The organism is Ectobacillus polymachus (genome assembly GCF_048159605.1).
Classification (GTDB): Bacteria; Bacillota; Bacilli; order Bacillales; family Bacillaceae_G; genus Ectobacillus; species Ectobacillus polymachus.
Window position 1 is genome coordinate 1,389,772 of sequence record NZ_JBLREB010000001.1, and the last position, 20,815, is coordinate 1,410,586.

Annotated in this window: 23 protein-coding genes; 4 read left to right on the forward strand and 19 right to left on the reverse strand. The window is 37.8% G+C overall.

The genetic code is table 11. The features are described from left to right. Positions 1-84: 84 nt before the first annotated feature. The 6 genes from ACM5BR_RS07055 to ACM5BR_RS07080 all read right to left on the reverse strand — a co-directional run bounded on the left by ACM5BR_RS07055 (position 85) and on the right by ACM5BR_RS07080 (position 8,386). Positions 85-2,001, reverse strand: coding sequence for a stage V sporulation protein D (locus ACM5BR_RS07055; protein WP_416826943.1), 1,917 nt, complete (start codon positions 1,999-2,001; stop codon positions 85-87). A 72-nt stretch (positions 2,002-2,073) separates the two neighbouring features. Beyond that, a complete protein-coding gene (locus ACM5BR_RS07060) occupies positions 2,074-4,197 on the reverse strand; it encodes a penicillin-binding transpeptidase domain-containing protein (RefSeq protein WP_416826944.1) in 2,124 nt (707 codons plus the stop codon). Between the two features lie 38 nt (positions 4,198-4,235). Further along, positions 4,236-4,601, reverse strand: coding sequence for a cell division protein FtsL (gene ftsL, locus ACM5BR_RS07065; protein WP_416826945.1), 366 nt, complete (start codon positions 4,599-4,601; stop codon positions 4,236-4,238). Between the two features lie 35 nt (positions 4,602-4,636). Beyond that, complete coding sequence (gene rsmH / locus ACM5BR_RS07070; protein WP_416826946.1) at positions 4,637-5,569, reverse strand: 16S rRNA (cytosine(1402)-N(4))-methyltransferase RsmH; 933 nt, start codon at positions 5,567-5,569, stop codon at positions 4,637-4,639. A gap of 240 nt (positions 5,570-5,809) precedes the next feature. Continuing rightward, positions 5,810-7,426: a bacillithiol biosynthesis cysteine-adding enzyme BshC gene (gene bshC / locus ACM5BR_RS07075; protein WP_416826947.1), complete on the reverse strand. Its 1,617-nt coding sequence runs from the start codon at positions 7,424-7,426 to the stop codon at positions 5,810-5,812. A 72-nt stretch (positions 7,427-7,498) separates the two neighbouring features. Further along, entirely contained in the window at positions 7,499-8,386 is an 888-nt protein-coding gene (locus ACM5BR_RS07080; protein WP_416826948.1) for a 2-dehydropantoate 2-reductase, read from the reverse strand. A gap of 155 nt (positions 8,387-8,541) precedes the next feature. Here ACM5BR_RS07080 and ACM5BR_RS07085 point away from each other — a divergent pair, with 155 nt between their 5' ends. Then, the gene (locus tag ACM5BR_RS07085) at positions 8,542-8,994 is read left to right on the forward strand and encodes an N-acetyltransferase (protein ID WP_416826949.1); all 453 of its coding nucleotides are present in this window, start codon (positions 8,542-8,544) and stop codon (positions 8,992-8,994) included. A gap of 142 nt (positions 8,995-9,136) precedes the next feature. Here ACM5BR_RS07085 and ACM5BR_RS07090 read toward each other — a convergent pair whose 3' ends face one another. The 4 genes from ACM5BR_RS07090 to ACM5BR_RS07105 form a co-directional block, all read right to left on the reverse strand. Next, positions 9,137-9,643 carry an RsfA family transcriptional regulator gene (locus ACM5BR_RS07090; protein ID WP_416826950.1) on the reverse strand — a complete coding sequence of 169 codons (507 nt, stop codon included), beginning with the start codon at positions 9,641-9,643 and terminating at the stop codon, positions 9,137-9,139. Between the two features lie 76 nt (positions 9,644-9,719). After that, entirely contained in the window at positions 9,720-10,472 is a 753-nt protein-coding gene (locus ACM5BR_RS07095; RefSeq protein WP_416826951.1) for an enoyl-CoA hydratase/isomerase family protein, read from the reverse strand. Between the two features lie 114 nt (positions 10,473-10,586). Then, positions 10,587-10,760, reverse strand: a complete 174-nt coding sequence (gene rpmF / locus ACM5BR_RS07100) for a 50S ribosomal protein L32 (protein WP_416826952.1) — start codon at positions 10,758-10,760, stop codon at positions 10,587-10,589. Between the two features lie 50 nt (positions 10,761-10,810). Beyond that, entirely contained in the window at positions 10,811-11,311 is a 501-nt protein-coding gene (locus ACM5BR_RS07105; protein WP_416826953.1) for a YceD family protein, read from the reverse strand. A 212-nt stretch (positions 11,312-11,523) separates the two neighbouring features. Between ACM5BR_RS07105 and ACM5BR_RS07110 the strand changes: the two genes are divergently transcribed. Then, on the forward strand, positions 11,524-12,756 hold the full coding sequence (locus ACM5BR_RS07110; RefSeq protein WP_416826954.1) for a nucleotidyltransferase: 1,233 nt from the start codon (positions 11,524-11,526) through the stop codon (positions 12,754-12,756). Between the two features lie 146 nt (positions 12,757-12,902). Here the strand turns inward: ACM5BR_RS07110 and ACM5BR_RS07115 are convergent, their stop codons facing one another. Then, positions 12,903-13,934: a SepM family pheromone-processing serine protease gene (locus ACM5BR_RS07115; RefSeq protein WP_416826955.1), complete on the reverse strand. Its 1,032-nt coding sequence runs from the start codon at positions 13,932-13,934 to the stop codon at positions 12,903-12,905. After that, positions 13,927-14,718, reverse strand: a complete 792-nt coding sequence (locus tag ACM5BR_RS07120) for a patatin-like phospholipase family protein (protein ID WP_416826956.1) — start codon at positions 14,716-14,718, stop codon at positions 13,927-13,929. Before ACM5BR_RS07120 ends, ACM5BR_RS07115 begins: the two co-directional genes overlap by 8 nt. A 151-nt stretch (positions 14,719-14,869) precedes the next feature. Here ACM5BR_RS07120 and ylbJ point away from each other — a divergent pair, with 151 nt between their 5' ends. Further along, on the forward strand, positions 14,870-16,060 hold the full coding sequence (gene ylbJ, locus ACM5BR_RS07125) for a sporulation integral membrane protein YlbJ (RefSeq protein ID WP_416826957.1): 1,191 nt from the start codon (positions 14,870-14,872) through the stop codon (positions 16,058-16,060). A gap of 326 nt (positions 16,061-16,386) precedes the next feature. Here ylbJ and coaD read toward each other — a convergent pair whose 3' ends face one another. Beyond that, positions 16,387-16,872 carry a pantetheine-phosphate adenylyltransferase gene (coaD, locus tag ACM5BR_RS07130; protein ID WP_416826958.1) on the reverse strand — a complete coding sequence of 162 codons (486 nt, stop codon included), beginning with the start codon at positions 16,870-16,872 and terminating at the stop codon, positions 16,387-16,389. Then, a complete protein-coding gene (gene rsmD / locus ACM5BR_RS07135) occupies positions 16,860-17,435 on the reverse strand; it encodes a 16S rRNA (guanine(966)-N(2))-methyltransferase RsmD (protein WP_416826959.1) in 576 nt (191 codons plus the stop codon). The genes coaD and rsmD overlap by 13 nt, the downstream gene beginning before the upstream one ends. 312 nt (positions 17,436-17,747) lie before the next feature. On the opposite strand from rsmD, the gene ACM5BR_RS07140 reads away from it, so the two are divergent. Beyond that, positions 17,748-18,137, forward strand: coding sequence for a DUF7147 family protein (locus ACM5BR_RS07140; RefSeq protein WP_416826960.1), 390 nt, complete (start codon positions 17,748-17,750; stop codon positions 18,135-18,137). Positions 18,138-18,452: 315 nt separating this feature from the next. Here ACM5BR_RS07140 and ACM5BR_RS07145 read toward each other — a convergent pair whose 3' ends face one another. The 5 genes from ACM5BR_RS07145 to ylbD all read right to left on the reverse strand — a co-directional run bounded on the left by ACM5BR_RS07145 (position 18,453) and on the right by ylbD (position 20,772). After that, positions 18,453-18,725 (reverse strand): YlbG family protein, encoded by a 273-nt coding sequence (locus tag ACM5BR_RS07145; RefSeq protein ID WP_416826961.1) that lies wholly within the window; start codon positions 18,723-18,725, stop codon positions 18,453-18,455. A 114-nt stretch (positions 18,726-18,839) separates the two neighbouring features. Then, positions 18,840-19,286: a YlbF/YmcA family competence regulator gene (locus ACM5BR_RS07150; RefSeq protein WP_416826962.1), complete on the reverse strand. Its 447-nt coding sequence runs from the start codon at positions 19,284-19,286 to the stop codon at positions 18,840-18,842. Positions 19,287-19,464: 178 nt separating this feature from the next. Then, the gene (locus ACM5BR_RS07155; protein ID WP_416826963.1) at positions 19,465-20,037 is read right to left on the reverse strand and encodes a histidine phosphatase family protein; all 573 of its coding nucleotides are present in this window, start codon (positions 20,035-20,037) and stop codon (positions 19,465-19,467) included. A gap of 68 nt (positions 20,038-20,105) precedes the next feature. Continuing rightward, complete coding sequence (locus ACM5BR_RS07160) at positions 20,106-20,348, reverse strand: YlbE-like family protein (RefSeq protein WP_416826964.1); 243 nt, start codon at positions 20,346-20,348, stop codon at positions 20,106-20,108. Between the two features lie 10 nt (positions 20,349-20,358). After that, positions 20,359-20,772: a YlbD family protein gene (gene ylbD / locus ACM5BR_RS07165; protein WP_416826965.1), complete on the reverse strand. Its 414-nt coding sequence runs from the start codon at positions 20,770-20,772 to the stop codon at positions 20,359-20,361. Positions 20,773-20,815: the final 43 nt, after the last annotated feature.

The following is a 20,815-nucleotide window of genomic DNA, read 5'->3' on the forward strand; positions in this document are numbered from 1 at the left end:
GTACTGTTTATTTGATTTGATTTTTTAACCATTTATATTTTCATCCATACAAATAAAAATTGTACATGATATAACGGAAAACGTCTAGTTTCCCATATAAATCCGAATTTTCGAACCTTGCTTTAGTTTAACGCCAGACTTAGGTGATTGATCAATAACCTTATCACCACTTCCGCTTACATCTAGCTGTAGATCAACGAGCTGTTCTTGAAGCTGCTTTTTATCCAAACCAATTAGATCAGGTACTTCAACAGAAGGAATATCCAACCAATTTAATTGCTTATCTATACCGCCTGAACGAGGCTGTACCCCAAGTACAGGGAGCATATCACGAAGCATATTTCCTACTATAGGTGCTGCAACAACTCCACCAAATTGGACAGTCCCCTTTGGATTGTCAACGGCTGTATAAACAATGATTTGCGGATCATCCGCCGGTGCAAATCCGATAAAGGAGACAATGTAGTTGCCATCCATGTAACGCCCATCCTTTACCTTTTGTGCAGTTCCTGTTTTTCCTCCAACGCGATACCCATCAATGTATGCTCCTTTACCTGAGCCCTTCGCAACTACATTTTCAAGTGCATAGCGAACCTGCTTCGAAGTTTCCTCGGAAATAACATGAGATTTTGCTACCGGTGTTTTTTTACTAACAGATTGGTTTGTTTTTGGATCAATAAATTCTTTTGCTATATATGGTTGATATAATATTCCACCGTTTATTGCTGCTGCTACTGCCGCAACCTGTTGGATAGGTGTGACAGAGACCCCTTGACCGAAGGAAGTGGTAGCTTGCTCAACAGGACCGACTTTGTTTACATTAAATAAAATCCCTTTCCCCTCACCTTGTAAATCAATTCCTGTTTTTTGACCGAATCCAAAATTTTGAATGTACTGAAAGAGCTTATCTTTACCTAATCGTTGGCCCAGTTCAACAAAACCAGGGTTACATGAGTTCTGAACTACTTCAAGAAAGGTTTCCTGGCCATGACCGCCTCGTTTCCAGCAATGAAGGGTTGCTCCCCCCACCTCTACTGAACCACTATCAAAGAACGTATCTTTTTCCAAATTCACAAGATTTTCATTTAATGCAGCTGCTAATGTAATAATTTTAAAAGTAGATCCTGGTTCATAGGTGCTCCATACCGGTAAGTTTCGATTGTATACTTCAGGTGGAACTTGCTGATAATTGGCAGGATCAAAATTCGGTCGGCTTGACATAGCTAATATTTCACCCGTATTTGGATTCATCGCAATTGATATAATGGCATCTGGATTATACGTTGCTTGTGCAATATCAAGTTCACGATCCATAATCGTTTGAATACGAGAATCAATCGTTAAAGCTAAATTCAATCCACTCTCTGGCGCCTGATAATCATCCCCTATATTTGGCATTTTTTGTCCTTTCGCATCTGCGTAAAATCGAACGTAGCCATCATCACCCTTAAGCTGTTTATCATAGCTCAGCTCGAGTCCCATTAATCCTTGATTATCAATACCTACAAATCCAAGAACGTGAGCTAAATCATTTCCGAACGGATAGTATCGAATAGAATCCTCAGCTATATACACTCCCTTTAAACCAAGAGCACGTATATCCTTTGCTTTGTCATGAGATATTTTTCGTCCTTCTGGCCTGATCCACACACTGCTATTCTTTTGCGTTATTTGCTTATAAATTGCATCTTTAGATGCACCAAGTACAGAAGCAAGCTTATCTGCTGTTTCTCCCGGATTATCAACCTGGCGAGGAACTACAAGTACCGAAGGAGCACTTTTATTTGTAGCAAGCTCGACTCCATTTCTGTCAACAATCTTCCCACGCTCTGGTTCGAACGGAATATTTCGGCTCCATAAATCTTTAGCTCCATCAGTCAACATATTCCCTAAAGCAAATTGTACATATCCGAGACGTACGTCTATGATGGTAAAAATAAGCAATCCACAACATAATACAAATATAAGACGTTTTCTCACTGTTACGGCAGATACACGCATATAGAACCTCCCTTATGCTTGGGCTCGTTCCAATGTATATGCTTGTACCTTATCGTTTAGAACTCGATCTCCTTAATGGTTAGAAGGTGGATTAGGACTTGTTCCAGGCGAAATCTCCAAAGGAGGAGCAAGCTTTAATTCTAAGGAATCACCATTTTTCACAGGAGTACCTTCCTTTATGCTTTGATCTGTTACATATCCTTGACCATCCGTCTTTAAATTGAGTCCAAGAACATTTGCTAGATTCATTGCATCCCTCATCGACCAACCTACAATATTAGGCATTTTATTATCATTTCCTGCAAGAATAACACGATCTCCTTTTAACGCTGTATCACCAGCATGCAACATTTGGCTCGTTACATTTCCTTGTCCGAGAACAACAGCCTGCAGGCCTACTTTTTCCAACATAGCTTTGGCATTATCCATGTTCTGTCCAACAACATTCGGAGTAGAAACATTTTCCTGCTTAGCTAAGCTTTGCGGATCTGCAACAGCAGACTCTTTAATCTTCAAATATTGCAAACTATTTTTCATAACCGATGTAAAAATAGTAGCAAGCGGTGTCGAACCATAGTCCGTATCCTTTAATTTTGGTTGTTTGATTGCTAAATAGCAAAGCAGCTTCGGATCAGATGCAGGAGCCATACCCATAAAGGAGAAAATATAATTTTCTTTTCCAACCATATAATGTCCATCGGGTCCTGGTATTTGTGCAGTTCCTGTTTTTCCTGCTACTGGATAACCATCAATTTTATACATCGTTCCTGTTCCTTTTGGCGATGTTATGACTGTTTCTAACAATGCTCGTTCCTTTTGTGCTGTTTCCTTTGTAATTGGTTTATCCACAATTTCGGGATTGTGCTGCTCAATGATTTGATTCGTATCCGGGTCAACAATATGATCAATTACATAAGGCTTCATCATTTGTCCATCATTGGCAATTGCTGTTGCAGCTTGAACCTGCTGAATTGGTGTTACCGTTGAACCTTGACCAAAGGCTGTTGTTGCTTTCTGAATCGGTTTATCAAATAAAATCGTATTTTTTCCCTCACCAGGCAAGTCAATGCCTGTTGGCTGATCTAAATGGAATTTGTGAATATAATCTCGAAAACGATCATAACCAAGCTTCTGCTCAGCTAGAATAGAAAAGGCTACGTTTGAAGAACGCTGTACGCCTTCGTCAAAGGTAATGCTTCCCCAACCAGCACCATCATTATGGTCTTTTATAATAGAATTTCCTACCTTATATGTACCAGATTGATAATATTCTTGCCCATTATACACACCCTCATTAATAGCTGCTGCTAATGTAAACATTTTAAAAGTAGAACCCGGTTCATAAGCGTATGCAATCGGATCATTTAAAAAGTAGGAGATATCTCGATTATTCGGATCAAAGCTTGGCTTACTGGACATAGCTAATGTTTTTCCGGTTTTTGGATCAACAATTATACCTACGAGCATAGAAGGCTTATATTGGTCATAGGCTTTCTTCATTTCATCTTCTAAAAAGCTTTGGATATGTTGATCAATCGTTAAGTATACATTATCTCCGTTTTTAGGCGGGGTAATTTTTTGATTGGAAAAACCACTTGCATTTTTATCAAAGGATACCGTGCCATTTTGTGCATGCAAATAGGAATCCAAACTTTTTTCAAGGCCAAATTGCCCTTCTAACACATTTAAATCGTTAGGCTTTGCATATCCTAGTACATATGAAGCAAAGTCTCCATTTGGATAAATTCGAGCTGTCCCATCCACAAACTGAATACCAGGCAGATTCATATCCATAATTTGATCTCGTTGTTTCTGTGTTATATTGTTACCCGCAGGACCAAATTCTGTTTGAACAGCATCCTTATTAAGCTTTTGTAAAATTGAATCTTTGCTTTGGTTTAAAACTGGGGCAAGCTTTTCTGCAGTCATTTCTTTATCTTTTACACTTTTATCTCCCTTTAAGATTGCAACAAGCTTATAAGCTGGAACATCTTGTGCCAATACTTCACCGCGAGAATCATAAATAGTACCTCGCATGGCTTCAAGTACCCCGTTTTGATTATACTTTGCAGTTCCCCATTTTTTTAACGATTCCCCGTGCACCGTACCAATCACTTGTAAATATAAAAAACGACTCAGCAATATAAAAAAGAGCAGGGCAAAACCTATCATTAAGCATCCTGCTCCCTTATTCATATTAAGTTTTTTTATCTCCATTACGAATTCACGCTCTCTTACGGATGTAGGGATTTTACGTTATTTTCATTTATACTAAGCCCCATGCTTTTTGCTTTTTCAGAAATGCGCTCATAACTGCTTAATTGTTCCACATTTGCTTTTAAATCATTATTGACTTTCTTTTGCTTTTCGATATTATTACGTAAATCAACCGTCTTGGTATTTGCCTCAAACATCTTTGCTTTATTGCCTACAACAACAACTGCAGCGTATAACAAAAATAGGATAAAGGCTACATAAAGTATCTTTTCAAAAAGAGTTACTTTCGCTCGTCGTCCTGCCTGCGAGACCGGTGCCTGTGCCTCTACCTCATCTTGTGATTGCAACTGTTGTTTTCTATATTTAATCGCTACATTCGACATTTCGTTTTCCTCCTTTTTGTGTAGGCAATGTAATCTTACTGTTTTTCAGCGATACGCAATTTAGCTGATCGTGCACGATTATTCTCTTCTAATTCAGCAGGGGATGGTAAGATAGGCTTTCTTGTAATAAGCTTAAGCTTTGGTTTGTATTCATCTGGTATAACAGGCAATCCTCGTGGCAAATCTGGAATACTGCTATAAGTTTTGAATGTCGTTTTACATATTCGATCTTCTAATGAATGAAAGGTTATGACACTAATTCTTCCACCAGGCTTTAACATAGAAATTGCAGCCTCTAAAGCCTCCTCAAACACCTTTAATTCATCATTTACTGCAATACGAATTGCTTGAAATACTCGCTTAGCAGGATGACCACCTGTTCGTCTTGCAGCTGCTGGTATTCCTTCTTTTATGAGTTCTACAAGCTGATATGTAGTTTCGATTGGTCTGTCTTCTCTGTACGCCTCAATTTTTCTAGCAATTTGTTTTGAAAATTTTTCTTCTCCATATTGAAAAAAGATTTTCACCAGCTGTTCATATGACCACTTATTTACAATGTCATAGGCAGTTAACGTGGCGTTCTGGTCCATTCTCATATCAAGCGGAGCATCAAAGTGATAGCTAAATCCTCGTTCCGGAGTATCTAGCTGAGGCGAAGATACACCAAGATCAAACAGGACACCATCTACTTCCGTAATACCAATCTTAAGAAGCTCTTCCTTTATGTAACGGAAATTGCTACGTATAGGGATAAATTGATCTCCATAGGTGTGGAATTTTTCTTTGGCATGCGCAATGGCGATATCGTCTTGGTCAAAGGCAATAAGGTGTCCATCCTTAGACAATTGTGACAAAAGATATGCGCTATGCCCACCCCCACCCATTGTACAGTCTACATATGTACCATTAGGTTTAATATTCAGGCCATTTACAGTTTCTTCTAACAGCACCGTTTTATGATTAAACATCGTTGCACCCACTTCATAACATAATTCAAATGTCAATTTTCTTCTTATTTTTTCATTATATACTATATTTTATCATGATTTGTATAAGGAAAGTAGAAACTTGTCAAAATATGATATCGTAATAAAATACTCCCTAGTTTTGTATTATCCAAAAAGATAAACATCTAAAATAGATAATCTTACTATTTTCAAAAAATTCTACATTGCCAAGAAAAATCCTGCAATAAAACTTGCAGGATTTTACATAATCACAATTTTATGCTTTCCATTCCAAACGAACGTTTCCTCTAATACTTCATGTACAAATGAAAATCCATATTTATTTAAATAGTATAATATGTTCCATGTTCGTTCTTGTAATAGTCCAAGTGGCTGCAGAGAGCTTTCAATTCTGCGGAATTTAGCAAGTTCAACTTCATGCTTACACTGAATATCCTTTTGTAACGTACGCTCTAATAGCTGTAATTGCTCATCTATTTTACGTTTATTTTTTTCGGTAAATGATGTAAGACTTGGGTTGATTCCTATTATAGCTTCCCGCAATTTACGATGAGACATTTCAATCTCTAAGCGTGCCTGTGAAAATAGCTCGTCAAGCGGTTCATCCACTTGAGCACGTAGCCAAGCATCTTTTATTTCACCTATCTTGTTTGTAAATACGTCTTCGATTTGTAACGACAGATCCTGTATATTACGTTCTATCTGGCGTTCCACATAGCTTATCATTTGACGCGGAACTACCAGTGGCATCTTCCATCCCATTTCGTGAAAAACGAGTTGAAGTTCAGCCCAATAGGCAATTTCCCCTGGTCCTCCTATAAATGCAAGCGTTGGAAACAAATATTCCTGCATTAATGGTCTTGTAACCACATTGTTACTTACTCTTTCAGGTGTTTGGTGTATAATTTGCAACAGTTCATCTAGAGTAAATCGAATTTTCCCTTCTTTGCAAACAAAGAAATCATCTTCTTTTTCAAGTAGCCATCTTTCTCCATCAACCTTTAAAAATAAATGGATTGCATTTTGCTTTGTTGTAATTAGCGGCGTATAATGATTTCTTCTTATTTTATTTTGTTGAACGGATAACGATTCGCGAATACCTTGTTCATGCTTAACAAGCTTCTCAAAGAAGGAAGCTTCTAACTCCCGTAAATGCGGATTGCCTGAATCTACTAAAATAAGTCCTTCTTCCTTAAATAGCTCGGTTATCATGTAAGCAAAAAAATCCGTATAGGTCAACGACTGCTCTAAGCAATGCATGACAAAACGCAGCATGTCCGATGTAAAATTTGTTTCTTGAAAGGAGGAAAACACACTTTTTATCCATTCGATGCACTGCGTTTGATTTAATTTTGTTTCAGATGCACTAATTTTCTGCTTTGTATCATTATGAAAAACTGATTTCTTTACTTCTCCATTTTTCATAATATGCACATGATTAATTTCATCTATATCATGATCTTCGCCCGCAATCCAAAATACTGGGACAACACGTACTCCAAGTTTTTGTTCCTGCTTCTTAGCAAGCTGAATAATAGAAATAATTTTATGAATCGTGTACAGAGGGCCTGTCAAAATACCCGCTTGTTGTCCGCCGATTACAACAACTGTTTGCGAGTCTTCTAATGCCTTAATATTGTCAATTGTTCTAGCACTTGCTCCGTATTGTTCATTATAGCTTAGCAAATGACGCACTAGCTCACTTCGCATATACGTCCGCTCTTGTAAATCTCTTATTCTCTCCTCGTATACTTGCTCTTGCAAAGAGTAATCAAAACACGATGACGCATCATTGTCTCCTTGTAAATAGTCTCCTGTTAACCCTTTCGGAAAAACGGGAATATCTCTAATTTCCATTATCTTCTTCCTTTCATATCCGTACTTTCACTAACAAAATTGTAGACAATGTCATAGGCAAAAGCAAAAATTTTATCTTTTATGCTCCAGCCCTTTCATCGAATGGTACAAAAATGAGAGGATTGGTACAGTTTGACCTTTCTCATCGGCTTTAGCAAGAATATAACCTAAAATAGCATCTACCTCGGTTTGGCGATGATGAATTACATCTGTCAGCATAGAAGACTGATTATCTGCAGTTTTCTCACAAACATGACATACCCGTATCCAATGCTCTTCCAAGTTAGATTCACCTAGTATGCAAAGAACTTCTTTACATACCGATTTCATCACTTGATTAAAATGCTCATTCTTCAGCATTTCACCATTTTTCACTCTATACAGAGCAGTAAGGGGGTTCACACATGCATTAATTACTAGTTTATTCACTACTATCTCTTTCCAATTTTTCTCAATTACAAGAGGAAAGACCTCTGTAAATAAAGAAAAAAGAGATTGAAACATATCTTCATGACCACTAATAATACCGAGTCTTGTTATACCCGCTCCTGTATGTACAACGGTAGTATCATTTTCCTTTTTCGCACCATGTTCTACAATGCCTACTGCGGTTGCTTGATCAAAATCTTGCAGCATTGATAGATGAGCCATTCCATTTTGCAAAAAGATAAGTTTACCAGATGCACGATGTAAATGCGATAGAACGGAAGGCAACTGATACTGTTTTACGGCTACTAATATATAGTCATCCTGTAAACTTGCACCATCTAAAGGCAACGCATGAGGAAAAACAGTGTATTTGGCATGATTTATTATGCATGTAATCCCTTTCTTCCGTATGTTTTGTGCCTGCTCTTCTGTACGCGTGTATATTGTAACAGCATTACTTTCTTTTTGTAAGTAGTATGTAAATAGAAGACCAATTGCTCCTGGACCGACAATTCCTACTTTCATCCTCATATCTCCTTATCATATAACTAATATAAGTGTAACAAATTTTATAATAAATTTCTGAGAGAATATACTTTTCTTCATAAAAGGAATGGTTTACGTTATAATGAAAGCGTAACCATTTTATGGTTGCATAATATTTTGATTTATAAAGGGGTGGGTAGATGTACATTCCGAAGGTAGAACGGTTGTGCATTAACTTTAAAACATTGGAGAATTTCAAACAATTTAAGGGTAGCGGCGCGCTAGAGCTTTCTATGCTAGAAGACTTGCAAGCAAATATAATCGAGAATGACAGTGAATCTCCATTTTACGGAATCTACTTTGGGGAATCTCTTGTTGCTAGAATGAGTTTATATAAGCAGCATTCATTTGTAGAAGGAACGTATTTAGAGCTATTTAAGCTAGAGGTATTACCAGAATTTAAACGAAGAGGTTTCGGCACTGCCTTAGTCGATTATGCCAAGAGTATAAAGCTTCCCATTAAAACAGTTGCAAGAGCACATTCGAAAGAATTTTGGGAAAAACAAGGATTTTACCAAGAAGAAAATAATCAAGTGGATATGTTTCTTTGGAATCCAAATACAGCTGTCGATACAAAAGAAGAATCCGCATAAGCATCTTTCCTAGCTGATTCCATCTCCTTACATAAAAAAACTCCCTCGCCCCTCAAATAGGGGTGGGAGCTAGACAATATACCGATATTTTCCCATAATGGCTGGAATCAGCTTTTTTATTTTTCAATTTTTCAAATACATTTCATAATAAAGGTAGTTTTTTATCGCGTTCGGTCGAAACGACGCTTCGTTTCTTTTCAATAAAATCAAACAGTATTTCATATTCCTGTTCATATATAGATAATTTTTCAAGTAAATATTGTTTTTCTTGCTGCAATTGCTCTGTTTGCTGTTGCAGTTCTAGCACACGCTCATAATAATTTTCTCTATTTTTTTCTTTATATTCTTGTAAAAGTCTAATCATGTGATCAATGGTAAGGTCCCTGCTATCTTCTAAATGCGAATAGTTATGGACATGAACTGCATTCGTTTTTCTTTCGTGCTTTGCCCCTTCAATTTGATTCCGATATTGTTTACGTACATAGGAGTTCCACCGAAACCCACATGCAGCAGGAGTTCGCGATAAATGTCGGCCTACTTCCTGAAAAGCCGACAATTGTGTACCGCCTTCCTTAATGTGACGTAATACAATTTCTGCCAGAAGCAAATCTTCCTCATCTGTCCATGCATCTTGTCTTGTCGTAGCCATTCCGATCCCTCCTTGTGCATTTTTTACTATTCATATGCAACTGATAGGAGTGATAGAATGAAAATACGAATTATAACTAGCGATTCAAAAAGGAATTGACTGCCTCATGATGATGGTCGCTTTCCCACAAACGAGCACAATTTTTTATTTCTTCATCCATACGTTCCTTTACATTACTATCCTTCCACTTTCGAACCGCCGCTTGCTTATAGGCAGTTAAAACGCTTTCATGCGTGACGAAATTTCTATCAATCCATTCCTCGCAAAACTCTCGTTCATCACCGCTAATTACCTCGTGCAAAAATCCGATGTTCTTTGCTTCCTCTGCAGTAAAACGACGAGCTGAGCTTACCATTTGCATCGCATTATGATAGGCTAACTTTTCAAATAGCATTGTCGCACCGCCCCAGCCAGTGGTGATAGCCAGTGTTCCTTGAACAAAGCCTACATGAGCCCTTTCTGTAGCAAAACGATAGTCGCATGCAGACGCAATTTCACACCCTCCACCAACAGCAGTACCATTTAGAAGAGCAATGGTAGGCTTAGGAAGCATCATGAGCCTATATAGAATATCACCCATCTTTTTTAACATAGAATATGCTTCATCTGCAGTTCGTAAGGAATGAAACACACTTAAATCACCGCCAGAGCAAAATGCTTTTCCATTTCCCGTTACTACTAACGCTCTCGCATTCGAATGCTCTACTTCATCTACAATCTGTAATAACTCCTCCATTGTAGTATAGTCAATAGCATTCCGACGTTCAGGACGATTCAATGTAACCCAAACTACTTCGTTTTCATCTCGTTCAACTAATATATTCTCCATTTCTCGATTCACTCCTACTTTTTTCTACATTTAGTAATTTCGAGAAAAGTATGTATTTTTCCTTTCATATAAAAAAATAAGCTTAGAAGAATATCTTCTAAGCTTATTTTTACATTATTTGCTGATTACTTCTTTACCTTTGTACGTACCGCATGCTTTACAAACATGGTGAGCTAACTTTAATTCACCACAATTTGGGCATTCTACCATACCAGGTACTGCTAATTTAAAGTGCGTGCGACGCTTTCTTTTTACTGTTTTAGATGTTCTTCTAAAAGGTACAGCCATTATTCCCACCTCCTTAAAAGAGCGAGTTCACATAACGCGAAGGCAAAAATTCATCGTTTGTCAAAAAACTTAGCAAGGTTTGCCAATCTAGGATCAACATCTTCTGTTTTTACTTTCTTGGTAATAACTTGCCAATCTTGACCTTTTGACAGCGCTTCTTCTAATGCCTTCTCACTGAAAACTTGCATAGGAATTTCTAAGATTATATTTTCCTTAATTACAGGGAGTAAGTCAAGAACTTCTCCTTGCAAATAATGAACATCAACATATGCAACGTATTCTTCCTGTGAAGCTACAAACACTTCTGTTGTTATAATATCAAAAGGGTATAAAACATCTTCTAATGTTCTCGAACAAGGCAATATCATCGTACCTTGTACGCGTAGATGAAAGGTATACTTATTTGCACTGAATTCTGCTTTTCCAGTAACATGCACAGGAAAAACATTGCGAATGTCAGTATTCCAATCTGAAACATCAAATGTAACCATTTCATCAATTTCTAACCCTTTAGAACGGTACTTATTTAACTGATGGATAGACCATTTCACAAAATCACCCCTAAGGCAACAATGAAAATTATATAGAGCGTTTCATTATTTGTCAATATTTTTTCTTTACACTATAATGTATTTCATAATAGACATTATTAACAGCTTACCATGATTTCATTACATTTGCTACTATACGCAAAAAATATGGTTCTATTCCCCATTGATAATGGAGAACAACAACAATTTTCTTATGAAAGGACAAGGTTAGCATGAAAGCTGTCGGCATTGTAGTTGAATATAATCCGTTTCATAATGGCCATGCATATCATGTACAGATGGCAAAACAACTTACAGGGGCAGATGTCATTGTTGCAGTTATGAGCGGCTCATTTTTACAGCGCGGTGAGCCTGCCATTGTATCCAAATGGAGCAGAACAAAAATGGCATTGGAAAACGGGGTCGATCTCATAATTGAGCTCCCCTATGCATTTTCTACTCAGCAAGCTTCCATATTTGCAAGTGGAGCGGTTTCTATTCTAGAACAACTTGGTGTACATTATATATGTTTCGGAAGTGAAAATGGAAATATTCACCTTTTTTTAGAAGCAGTGAAACAAAAACAAATGTATCAGACTCAAATAGGGGAAGAAGTGCGGAAACGAATCAAAATGGGGGCTAGCTATCCAAAAGCAATGGCAGAAACGTGGAACCTTATAGGCAAGTCACAGAGTGTGGATTTATCACAACCTAACAATATTCTCGGTTTTCACTACATAGAAGCAATTATGAATCAAAAAAGTAGCATCGTCCCTATAACCGTTCCAAGAATTAAAAGCAATTACCACGATGAAGAAATCTCCTCTGAAACCATTGCAAGTGCGACCAGTATTCGTAAGTACATTCTTGCAGGTGATATGGAAGCTGCTTTTTCAGTCATGCCGGAAGCTACCTGTTATCACTTACAGTGCTATTATGAGACATACCATGTATTCCATGATTGGGAACATTATTTTCCATTTTTAAAATATAGACTTCTCACTATGAATCCTGCTGATTTAGAACAAATATATGAAGTAGAAGAGGGATTAGAATATAGGTTGCTGTCTTATATACAAGCTAGTACTTCATTTTCTCAATTTATGCAACAAATAAAATCAAAGCGATATACTTGGACAAGGCTACAACGACTATGTACACATATCCTAACCGGCACAACAAAAAAATATATGAAACAAGTTATGGAATCTCCTAATACTCCGTATATGCGTATACTTGGCATGTCACAAATGGGGCAAGCCTATCTTTCTTCGGTTAAGAAGAATGTAGAAGTTCCGATACTTTCAAACGGTAAGCAGACCGTACATCCACTATTCGAATTGGATATGAGAGCAGGTGCAATTTTCGCTAGCATACTTCCTGAGCCATTTCGTTCGGACGCCATTCGTACAGAAAAACTTCAGCACCCACTGCGGTATAATGAATCGAAAGCTATTTATTTATAAAGTGAAACTTTCCTCAAGATAGGAGACTTGCTTTCATCCCTTGCTAAGTCTCCGGCCTTGTAGCGGGTCTTGCTATCCTTAAAAAGCAATCAAAAAACGAGCATACTTGGTAAACCAAACATGCTCGTTTTGAAAAAGAATACCTTTTATTTTTGAACAGGTAAAGGCGGCAGCGATTGTAAATAATGGAGCGCATCTTCTAATGTGTCCACCGGAACGATTTTCATCTTTGAATGTATATCCTGTGCTGCTGCGACCGCATCATGATAATTGGAATGAGCATTTCCACCCTCATTTGGAGCGAAAAATATTTGTGCACCAGCCTTGTCTGCCGCTACGATTTTCTGCTGAATTCCACCGATCGGTCCTATTTCTCCTTTACTATTAATCGTCCCCGTTCCAGCAACTTCATATCCCTTCGTTAAGTCTTCATTCGAAAGCTGGTTATAGATTTCAAGAGTAAACATTAATCCAGCCGACGGGCCTCCAATACGATTTGTATCTATCTTTACATTCGGATCAACTTGCAAAGCTTGATCCGTAGCTATTTCAATACCAATTCCCGCTCGATTCGAACCATCCTTAAGCGGCTGTAGAGTGAACGTTTCCGTATGCTTTACTCCGTCTCGAACAAATTCGATTTTCACTTGATCTCCGCTTTTTTTTGTTTTCATATATGCAATAAATTCTTCAGCAGTAGTAAGAACTTTTGAATCTACTGCTGTAAGCTGGTCTCCTAATTGTAATTTTTCGAAAGCCGGCATACCATCTGCAATACTAACCACGAGTACACCGCGGTTTTCTACATGAACAGACTTATTCGCTTTTTCATAGGCATTATATATAGCCGCATTTTGAGACTCGTTCATAAGAAGAGATTGTTGAAATTGATATTGCTGATTATTTTCCTCTTTCCCAACAATATCGTCCTTCTTATATATTTCATAATATTTATTTAACTTTGCCATTGCTACGTCTATGATTGTTGCTTGAGACATGGAAACCGTAACAAGCATGAAATCTCCTTTCTCCTTCTGTCCCCCATCAACTTTCACATAAGGTCCTAGCTTTTCTACTAAACCAGGCTTTGTAATATAGTAAGGAAGCGGAATATATGTAGCTGCAAGTAGCAATACTACAGCTAGAAATGCGTAGACATATCTTAGACGTTTATTCATTATTGGCTTCCCTCCAGTTTTCAATTAAAGCACGAATCGTATCAATATGTTTTTTAGCTTCCTCTTCGCCTGCTTGGATAATTTCATCAATATTTGTAAATGTTCTAGAGCTATATTTTTCTACATCGGGATACATCATGACATCCGATGCAATATGCCGATAATGAACCAGTTCATGCTGCATAATTTCAATACTCTGCATGATTACATCATAGATAGATGATACCTCCCCGTTTGTCTTAATAGGAGAAACATCTACAGCAACAACGAGATCTGCACCTAACTTTTTTGCTACAGAAACAGGTATGCGATCAATTACACCGCCATCAACTAACAAACGACCATTTATCTTTTCCGGGACAAAAATACCTGGGATAGAAATGCTTGCACGAACTGCCTCTGCGACAGGTCCCTCTGTAAATACTACTTTTTCTCCTGTTAAAATATCAGTGGCAACGACCGCTGTCGGAATATCTAATTCTTCTATTCTTTTATTATAGGTAACCATGCGAATCATGTCTTTCACACGTTTCCCGGCAATAAATCCCATCTTTGGAACAGTAAAATCCAAATAATATTTTCGCTTAAAAAGCTGAGAGATTCGGTATACTCGATCGATATCTTGGCCTGCTGCATAAAAAGTAGCGATAATAGCCCCCATACTACTTCCGGCAATCATATCAATCGGTATTCCCGCTTCCTTTAATACTTTAATAATACCAACATGCGCAAACCCCTTTGCTCCACCTGATCCAAGCGCAAGACCAATTTTAGGATTCTTCATCAACCTCACCCTTTCATTACAGCCTCCAATAGTTTTACAGAATTATTCCAATTTAGAAATCTATATGAATCACATAATAATAAAATCTTGCATAAAGGCTCCCCCTACCCTCGTATACTGAAATGAACGCTTGGACAAAAGGGGGTACTTTATGCGTTCCAAAAGTAACACAGCTTTCATTGCTGTGATCATAACTATACTTACTGGATCACTTATTATAAATCCCCAAGCCTCCTTAGAAGCATCTACTCGGGGATTAGATATGTGGTGGGAAGTTGTTTTTCCCTCCTTGTTGCCTTTCTTCATCGTTTCCGATCTTCTAATTAGCTTGGGTGTCGTTCACTTTATTGGTGTATTGCTCGAACCTCTTATGCGCCCATTATTTCGCGTTCCAGGGGTTGGCGGTTTCGTTTGGGCAATGGGTATGGCATCTGGTTTTCCATCGGGAGCAAAGCTTAGTGCAAGATTACGTCAAGAAAAACAATTAACTCAAATCGAAGCCGAACGTCTTGTTTCCTTCACCAATTCCTCAAGTCCCTTATTCATCTTTGGTGCAGTAGCAGTCGGCTTCTTTCACAATCCAGAGCTAGGTTTGATTCTTGCTACTTCCCATTATATCAGTAACTTTGCCGTCGGACTCATTATGCGTTTCCATGGCAAAAGCAATCGTATGAATGAACAAATCAGCCGCCGAGTTACATTACGGCATGCTTTTCAAGTTCTCCACCAAAAAAGAATGAAAGAAACGAGACCATTAGGTAAATTATTAGGAGACGCCATTGTATCTTCCATTCAAACACTCTTAATGATTGGCGGATTTATTATTCTGTTCTCTGTATTAAACAAAATGCTAGAAATTATTCATCTAATGAATATAGTTAGTCCTATTATCCAATATTTCCTTGGACTTCTTCAACTGCCTAGCTCATTTGGAAATGCTATTTTATCAGGAATATTTGAAATAACACTTGGAAGTCATCTAACGAGTCAAGCGGAAGCAACATTGCTTCAACAAACAATGGTAGCTAGCTTCATACTTGCTTTTAGCGGTTTTTCTGTTCAGGCACAAGTGGCTAGCATTTTAGCCGAAACGGATATCAGGTTTAAACCTTATTTTTTTGCACGTGTCATACAAAGCATACTTGCTCCTATAGCCACATTCCTATTATGGAAGCCCCTTTATGACAATAAGGAGGCTATATATTATAAAGGGGGCGGCATACCTGTTATTGCCCAACCTGCATCAGAAGGGTACCTCATTCTGCATACATACGGACCACTCGTTACGCTTGTTTTTCTCTATGTATACCTATTTTTATTATTTCGAAGAAAACAGCAATAAAGTGAAACTTCCCTCGATGGGGGTTTTCTCTCATCCCCCACCGAGGGTTAGTTGAACCAATCGGACTTTTACGGGCAGTTGACTCCCACTTAGCCTTCTCCGATTTCTCTAAGCCTTGAAGTGGGGGTCTTACTGCCCGTTAAAGCGGGATAAATCAGGGTAAATATGTAAAAAACAACCTTTACTAATCCTTAAATAGGAGGAACCCCTACTATTAGAGAGTTTCACTTTATACAAGAATGGATCGATTTCTATAATCTAAAGTACAGATTGTAGAAATCGATCCATCTTACAAGAACAATACGCATACTCTTCTCTTGCTTTGGTTAATTTAAATGAAATTTTTGCTTAAGAGCTTTCTCTACAGCTGGAGGTACTAAATCCGATACATTTCCCCCATACTTTGCAACTTCTTTCACGATACTAGAGCTAAGAAACGAGTACTGATTGTTTGTCATCATAAAAAACGTCTCAATATGGTTGTCCAACTTGCGATTCATAGATGTAATTTGCATTTCGTATTCAAAATCTGAAACCGCTCGTAGTCCCCGTAAGATAGCGTTTGCATCTACCTTTTTTGCGTAATCCACAAGCAACCCATCATGCACATCCACTAAGACATTTGGTATGCTTTTCGTCACTTCTTTAATTAACGAGGCGCGCTCCCCAGCCGTAAATAGAGAATGTTTTGCAGAATTATTCATTACAACAACATAAACTTTATTAAATACCATTGCCCCCCGTTTAATAATGTCCAGATGACCCAGTGTAATGGGATCAAAGCTTCCTGGACAGATTGCTATGCTTGCCATTCATTCTCCTCACCTTCATACTCATAAATAGAAATTGCCGTTATGCCATAATTCTCATATTTAATTCGACGTAAACGTCCAATGTCATCCGGCAATTCTGTTTCTACACCATGCTCGGCCATAATGGTTCCAGTTTGCGCTAGAAGTCCATGTTGCTCGATGATTGATATAAGTGAAACAATTTTCTGTTGCTTATAAGGTGGATCTAGCAGAATTAAGTCAAATACTATGTCGCGTTTCACAAGAGCTTTCAGTGCTCGCTCCGCATCATTTCTATAAACCTCTGCCTTCGTAGTCAAATGACAATTCTGTAAATTATGATGAATTGTTTGCACAGCCTTTATGTCACGGTCTATGAAAATAGCTCGATCCATTCCCCTACTAAGAGATTCAATACCAAGTCCACCGCTTCCACCAAATAAGTCAAGAACCATGCCTCCATCAAAATAAGGCCCGATTATATTGAAAATTGACTCCTTAACTTTATCCGTTGTAGGACGCGTTGTAGTACCTGGTACAGCTTGCAGTGGATGTCCTTTACATATTCCTGAAACCACTCTCATATATATTCACTACCTTTATCACTTTCATCATTCCTAATCCTACCATAAAATTGAAGAAAGAAAAACAGAGTCAATAAAATTTACTTGCCACTTGTATAAGTTTGCTTAGACTGGACATAAATAAAGGTAACAACATCGCTTCCGGTGTTGTTGCCAACCGCGGAGAAGACTTACGTTTCCCCATAAGTTCTTCCTCCGGTTTCTCCTCTCCCTTTGCCTTCTTGCTAGCAATGAGCTAGAATAAGAAGGGCCCTGCCTCGGCAGGGATTTTTTTTCGTACTTATACATACAAAGATAGGAGGAGAAATCATAATGATTCAACGCTTTATTGAACTAGGAGAAGGCTATTCAGATTTATACGAACTTATCTTACTTGCTAAAGCAAACCAAAATCGTCTTGTGCACATGCTACAATTTAATACAACGATCAATAAGAAAGACGTGTGCTCTCTAGCCATTGTATTACAACCTACACCGGTAGGAAGTTTTCAACCCTTGTATATATGTAGGGAAGGAATACCTATCTCGAAAGATAAAACAAATAAACGTCTCGAACTATTTTCTGACGTTGCTAAAGAATTAAATAAAGAAATCGTACAATTCACAGTAAAACCTTCACAGACTTTTGCTGAAAAGGAACTCTTTTATAATCATCTGATTGGCATACTTCGAATGAACCGCTTTATTCCCCCTATGCAATAAGATTAGTAAAAGCAAACCTTTGCATTTACTAAAATAATCCCCCACTTTTCGTTTCGAAAGGTTCCTTAAAGACTTAAAGCGGGGGTCTTATTACATGTAGCATGATAAAGTGAAACTTCCCTCGGTGGGGGTTTTCTCTCATCCCCCACCGAGGGTTAGCCCGACGAATACGGACTTTTACGGGCAGTTGTCCCCCACTTAGCCTTCTCCGATCTCTCTAAGCCTTGAAGTGGGGGTCTTACTGCCCGTTAAAGCGGGATAAAAACACAAAATGGACCATTATACATAATATAATAGTCCATACTGAATTACCTTCTATTCTATTTTATAATCATACTCTTTTGCACGATCTGGTTTTGTATTTTCAAATTCAGTCTTTACATATGGACGGTATGACTGCTCTAGTTTTTTAACAAAAGGTAATTGTTCAAGCTTTGACATGACAAAACCAATTTGATCCATGTCACAATAAAGAACAACATACTTAAACCTACGTGATATGTAATGTATATTACCATATTTACGAAGAAGCTTTGCATGTTTTAACGAATGCAAATATATAATTATACCTTGTCTTTGTCCAAACATACGATTCTCCTCTTTGTATATATAATGATCATGTCCCTCAATCGTTGAAATGGTTTACAAATTTTTTAATTGTATCTGTTTTCGAAACTATGAATAAAAGGGGGACTTATGCAGTCACCCCGTTTTCTGACAACTACAGCCAGTACCACAGCCTCCACAGCCTCCTGCAGAGTCAAAGAATGGGTTACCGGTAGGTACTTTAATAGAAGGTGAAATTTCCTTTCCAATAATCATACTTATTTCATCTAATAGCTTTTGTAAATGGTTCTCTGCCATTTTGAATGCTACTATTGTGTCATGTAAATCAACTTCTCTTTTTATTTCACGGATTTGCTTTTTTATCATTTTGTAATCCGGATGATACTTTCCAAACCGCTGTACTTCTTCGTATCTTTCTTTCATTGCAACAAATTTTTGAATAAGAGCTTGTGCCTCCTTGTCGCATTTTAAGGCAGCAAGACTTTGTCTATATGTCATCGCAAGCTCGGATTGTATAATCATACGGGACAATTGATCCGTTTCATCTAATACTCGAACGCTTTCTAGCGTAGCAATTATCATATGGAGACCTCCTTGTAAAAAACTTAAGAGAAGCAAGCATATATGTTTATATTGCTCCACCATTTATATACTTTAGCTGCTGATCCATTATCTACTTGCATCACTACTATATATATTAATTATCATAACATATTTAGAGGCGAAGTCATAATACAACTACTTCATACTTCCTCATCGGTTACACTTGAATATGCTCTGCAACATTATATCTTTCGATTTGCCATGACTTATTATGATAAGAAATAAAGTTTGCACATGCATTTTCTAAAGGCATGTTAAACGTGATTTCATTTGGAGAAATTGCATGTAACATGGCTTTAATTGCATGAGAATGTGCAACGATGATAATCCTCTTTCCATCAAAACGTTCAGCAATATGGCAAAGACCCGAGAAACATCGATTTACAATTTCTTCATCCGTTTCCATTCCATTCACATTTCCAGATGCAATAAGATGTCTAACGTTAGAAACATGCTTACCAGACACTTCACCAAAACTTCTTTCTACAAATCGTTCATCTATATGGACAGTATCAATCCCTGCTTTATCTGCAATAATTTTCGCAGTTTCATAGGCTCGTACAAGCGGGCTGCTGACGATGGCATCCCATTCTTGTTTTTGCAACAGCGATGCACTTTGCATTGCTTGCATTCTTCCTACTTCATTCAATGGAATATCTTCTCTTCCTTGAATGATGCCTTGAAAGTTCCAATCGGTTTGTCCATGTCGTACTAAACATATGTCCGTCATGTTATAAGCTCCTTTTTTTAAAATGTAGTTATATTGTATCAGAACTTTAACATGACGGATATGGATAATTACTGGTTTTGCTGTTTCATATATTGAAACATTTCAATCATAATGCTTGTCATAGCAAGCTGATTTTGAAACTTTGCAACGCGATCAGGAATCGTTTTCCGATAATATTGCATCGCCGCGAGCTCAAACGCCCCGCGCTCATCCGGATTACGCGACAGCTTTCGATACCAATAAGGCTGCTCTCGGATAAACGACTGCAAATCCTCACGAGATTGCAGATATAGAGCGAGCTCCTTTCTCATGCTACCCCTCCTAATCCTTTTGGAAGAAAAACGGATTATTTTGTTGTTCTGTTTGTTTTGTCTCCGTTGCATTCGTTCCTTTGAACTGCTGCATGACCTGCTGTACACTTCCAATTGCGTTTGTTACATTGGTGATATGATATTGAACTTGATCCATGTCGATGTTTTTTATGAGTGATATCATCTGCCCCATGATATTATTAGATTCTACTCCGTTCTCTTTTGCAGCGGCTACATTAGAATGAGGATTCTCACTATATGCATCCCATATTGCATCATTTTCACCAAGTAAATACCATTCCTCATAAAATTGCTGCCACGTTTTTTCACCACTTCGAACAGATTGAATCAGTTTCGGATGACTTCGAACAAATTCTTTAAATTTCACAATGGAAGGATGAAGTTTCTTCACCGTCATAGTCATTATGCTCACCTCACTCCCTACATTGTAAGAAAAAAAGAGGCGC

Bases quoted from the DNA above. Each gene is read 5' to 3' on its own strand.
- bshC (WP_416826947.1), bottom strand. From the start codon at position 7,426: ATGGAAATTAGAGATATTCCCGTTTTTCCGAAAGGGTTAACAGGAGAC.
- ACM5BR_RS07145 (WP_416826961.1), bottom strand. From the start codon at position 18,725: ATGTTTGGACAAAGACAAGGTATAATTATATATTTGCATTCGTTAAAA.
- ACM5BR_RS07110 (WP_416826954.1), top strand. From the start codon at position 11,524: ATGAAAGCTGTCGGCATTGTAGTTGAATATAATCCGTTTCATAATGGC.
- ACM5BR_RS07060 (WP_416826944.1), bottom strand. From the start codon at position 4,197: ATGAATAAGGGAGCAGGATGCTTAATGATAGGTTTTGCCCTGCTCTTT.
- ACM5BR_RS07080 (WP_416826948.1), bottom strand. From the start codon at position 8,386: ATGAGGATGAAAGTAGGAATTGTCGGTCCAGGAGCAATTGGTCTTCTA.
- ACM5BR_RS07140 (WP_416826960.1), top strand. From the start codon at position 17,748: ATGATTCAACGCTTTATTGAACTAGGAGAAGGCTATTCAGATTTATAC.
- ACM5BR_RS07085 (WP_416826949.1), top strand. From the start codon at position 8,542: ATGTACATTCCGAAGGTAGAACGGTTGTGCATTAACTTTAAAACATTG.
- coaD (WP_416826958.1), bottom strand. From the start codon at position 16,872: ATGGCAAGCATAGCAATCTGTCCAGGAAGCTTTGATCCCATTACACTG.
- ACM5BR_RS07120 (WP_416826956.1), bottom strand. From the start codon at position 14,718: ATGAAGAATCCTAAAATTGGTCTTGCGCTTGGATCAGGTGGAGCAAAG.
- rsmD (WP_416826959.1), bottom strand. From the start codon at position 17,435: ATGAGAGTGGTTTCAGGAATATGTAAAGGACATCCACTGCAAGCTGTA.
- ACM5BR_RS07095 (WP_416826951.1), bottom strand. From the start codon at position 10,472: ATGGAGAATATATTAGTTGAACGAGATGAAAACGAAGTAGTTTGGGTT.
- rpmF (WP_416826952.1), bottom strand. From the start codon at position 10,760: ATGGCTGTACCTTTTAGAAGAACATCTAAAACAGTAAAAAGAAAGCGT.
- ACM5BR_RS07150 (WP_416826962.1), bottom strand. From the start codon at position 19,286: ATGATAATTGCTACGCTAGAAAGCGTTCGAGTATTAGATGAAACGGAT.
- ACM5BR_RS07160 (WP_416826964.1), bottom strand. From the start codon at position 20,348: ATGAGAAAGGAGCTCGCTCTATATCTGCAATCTCGTGAGGATTTGCAG.
- ftsL (WP_416826945.1), bottom strand. From the start codon at position 4,601: ATGTCGAATGTAGCGATTAAATATAGAAAACAACAGTTGCAATCACAA.
- ACM5BR_RS07115 (WP_416826955.1), bottom strand. From the start codon at position 13,934: ATGAATAAACGTCTAAGATATGTCTACGCATTTCTAGCTGTAGTATTG.
- ACM5BR_RS07055 (WP_416826943.1), bottom strand. From the start codon at position 2,001: ATGCGTGTATCTGCCGTAACAGTGAGAAAACGTCTTATATTTGTATTA.
- ylbD (WP_416826965.1), bottom strand. From the start codon at position 20,772: ATGACTATGACGGTGAAGAAACTTCATCCTTCCATTGTGAAATTTAAA.
- ACM5BR_RS07155 (WP_416826963.1), bottom strand. From the start codon at position 20,037: ATGACGGACATATGTTTAGTACGACATGGACAAACCGATTGGAACTTT.
- ACM5BR_RS07090 (WP_416826950.1), bottom strand. From the start codon at position 9,643: ATGGCTACGACAAGACAAGATGCATGGACAGATGAGGAAGATTTGCTT.
- rsmH (WP_416826946.1), bottom strand. From the start codon at position 5,569: ATGTTTAATCATAAAACGGTGCTGTTAGAAGAAACTGTAAATGGCCTG.
- ylbJ (WP_416826957.1), top strand. From the start codon at position 14,870: ATGCGTTCCAAAAGTAACACAGCTTTCATTGCTGTGATCATAACTATA.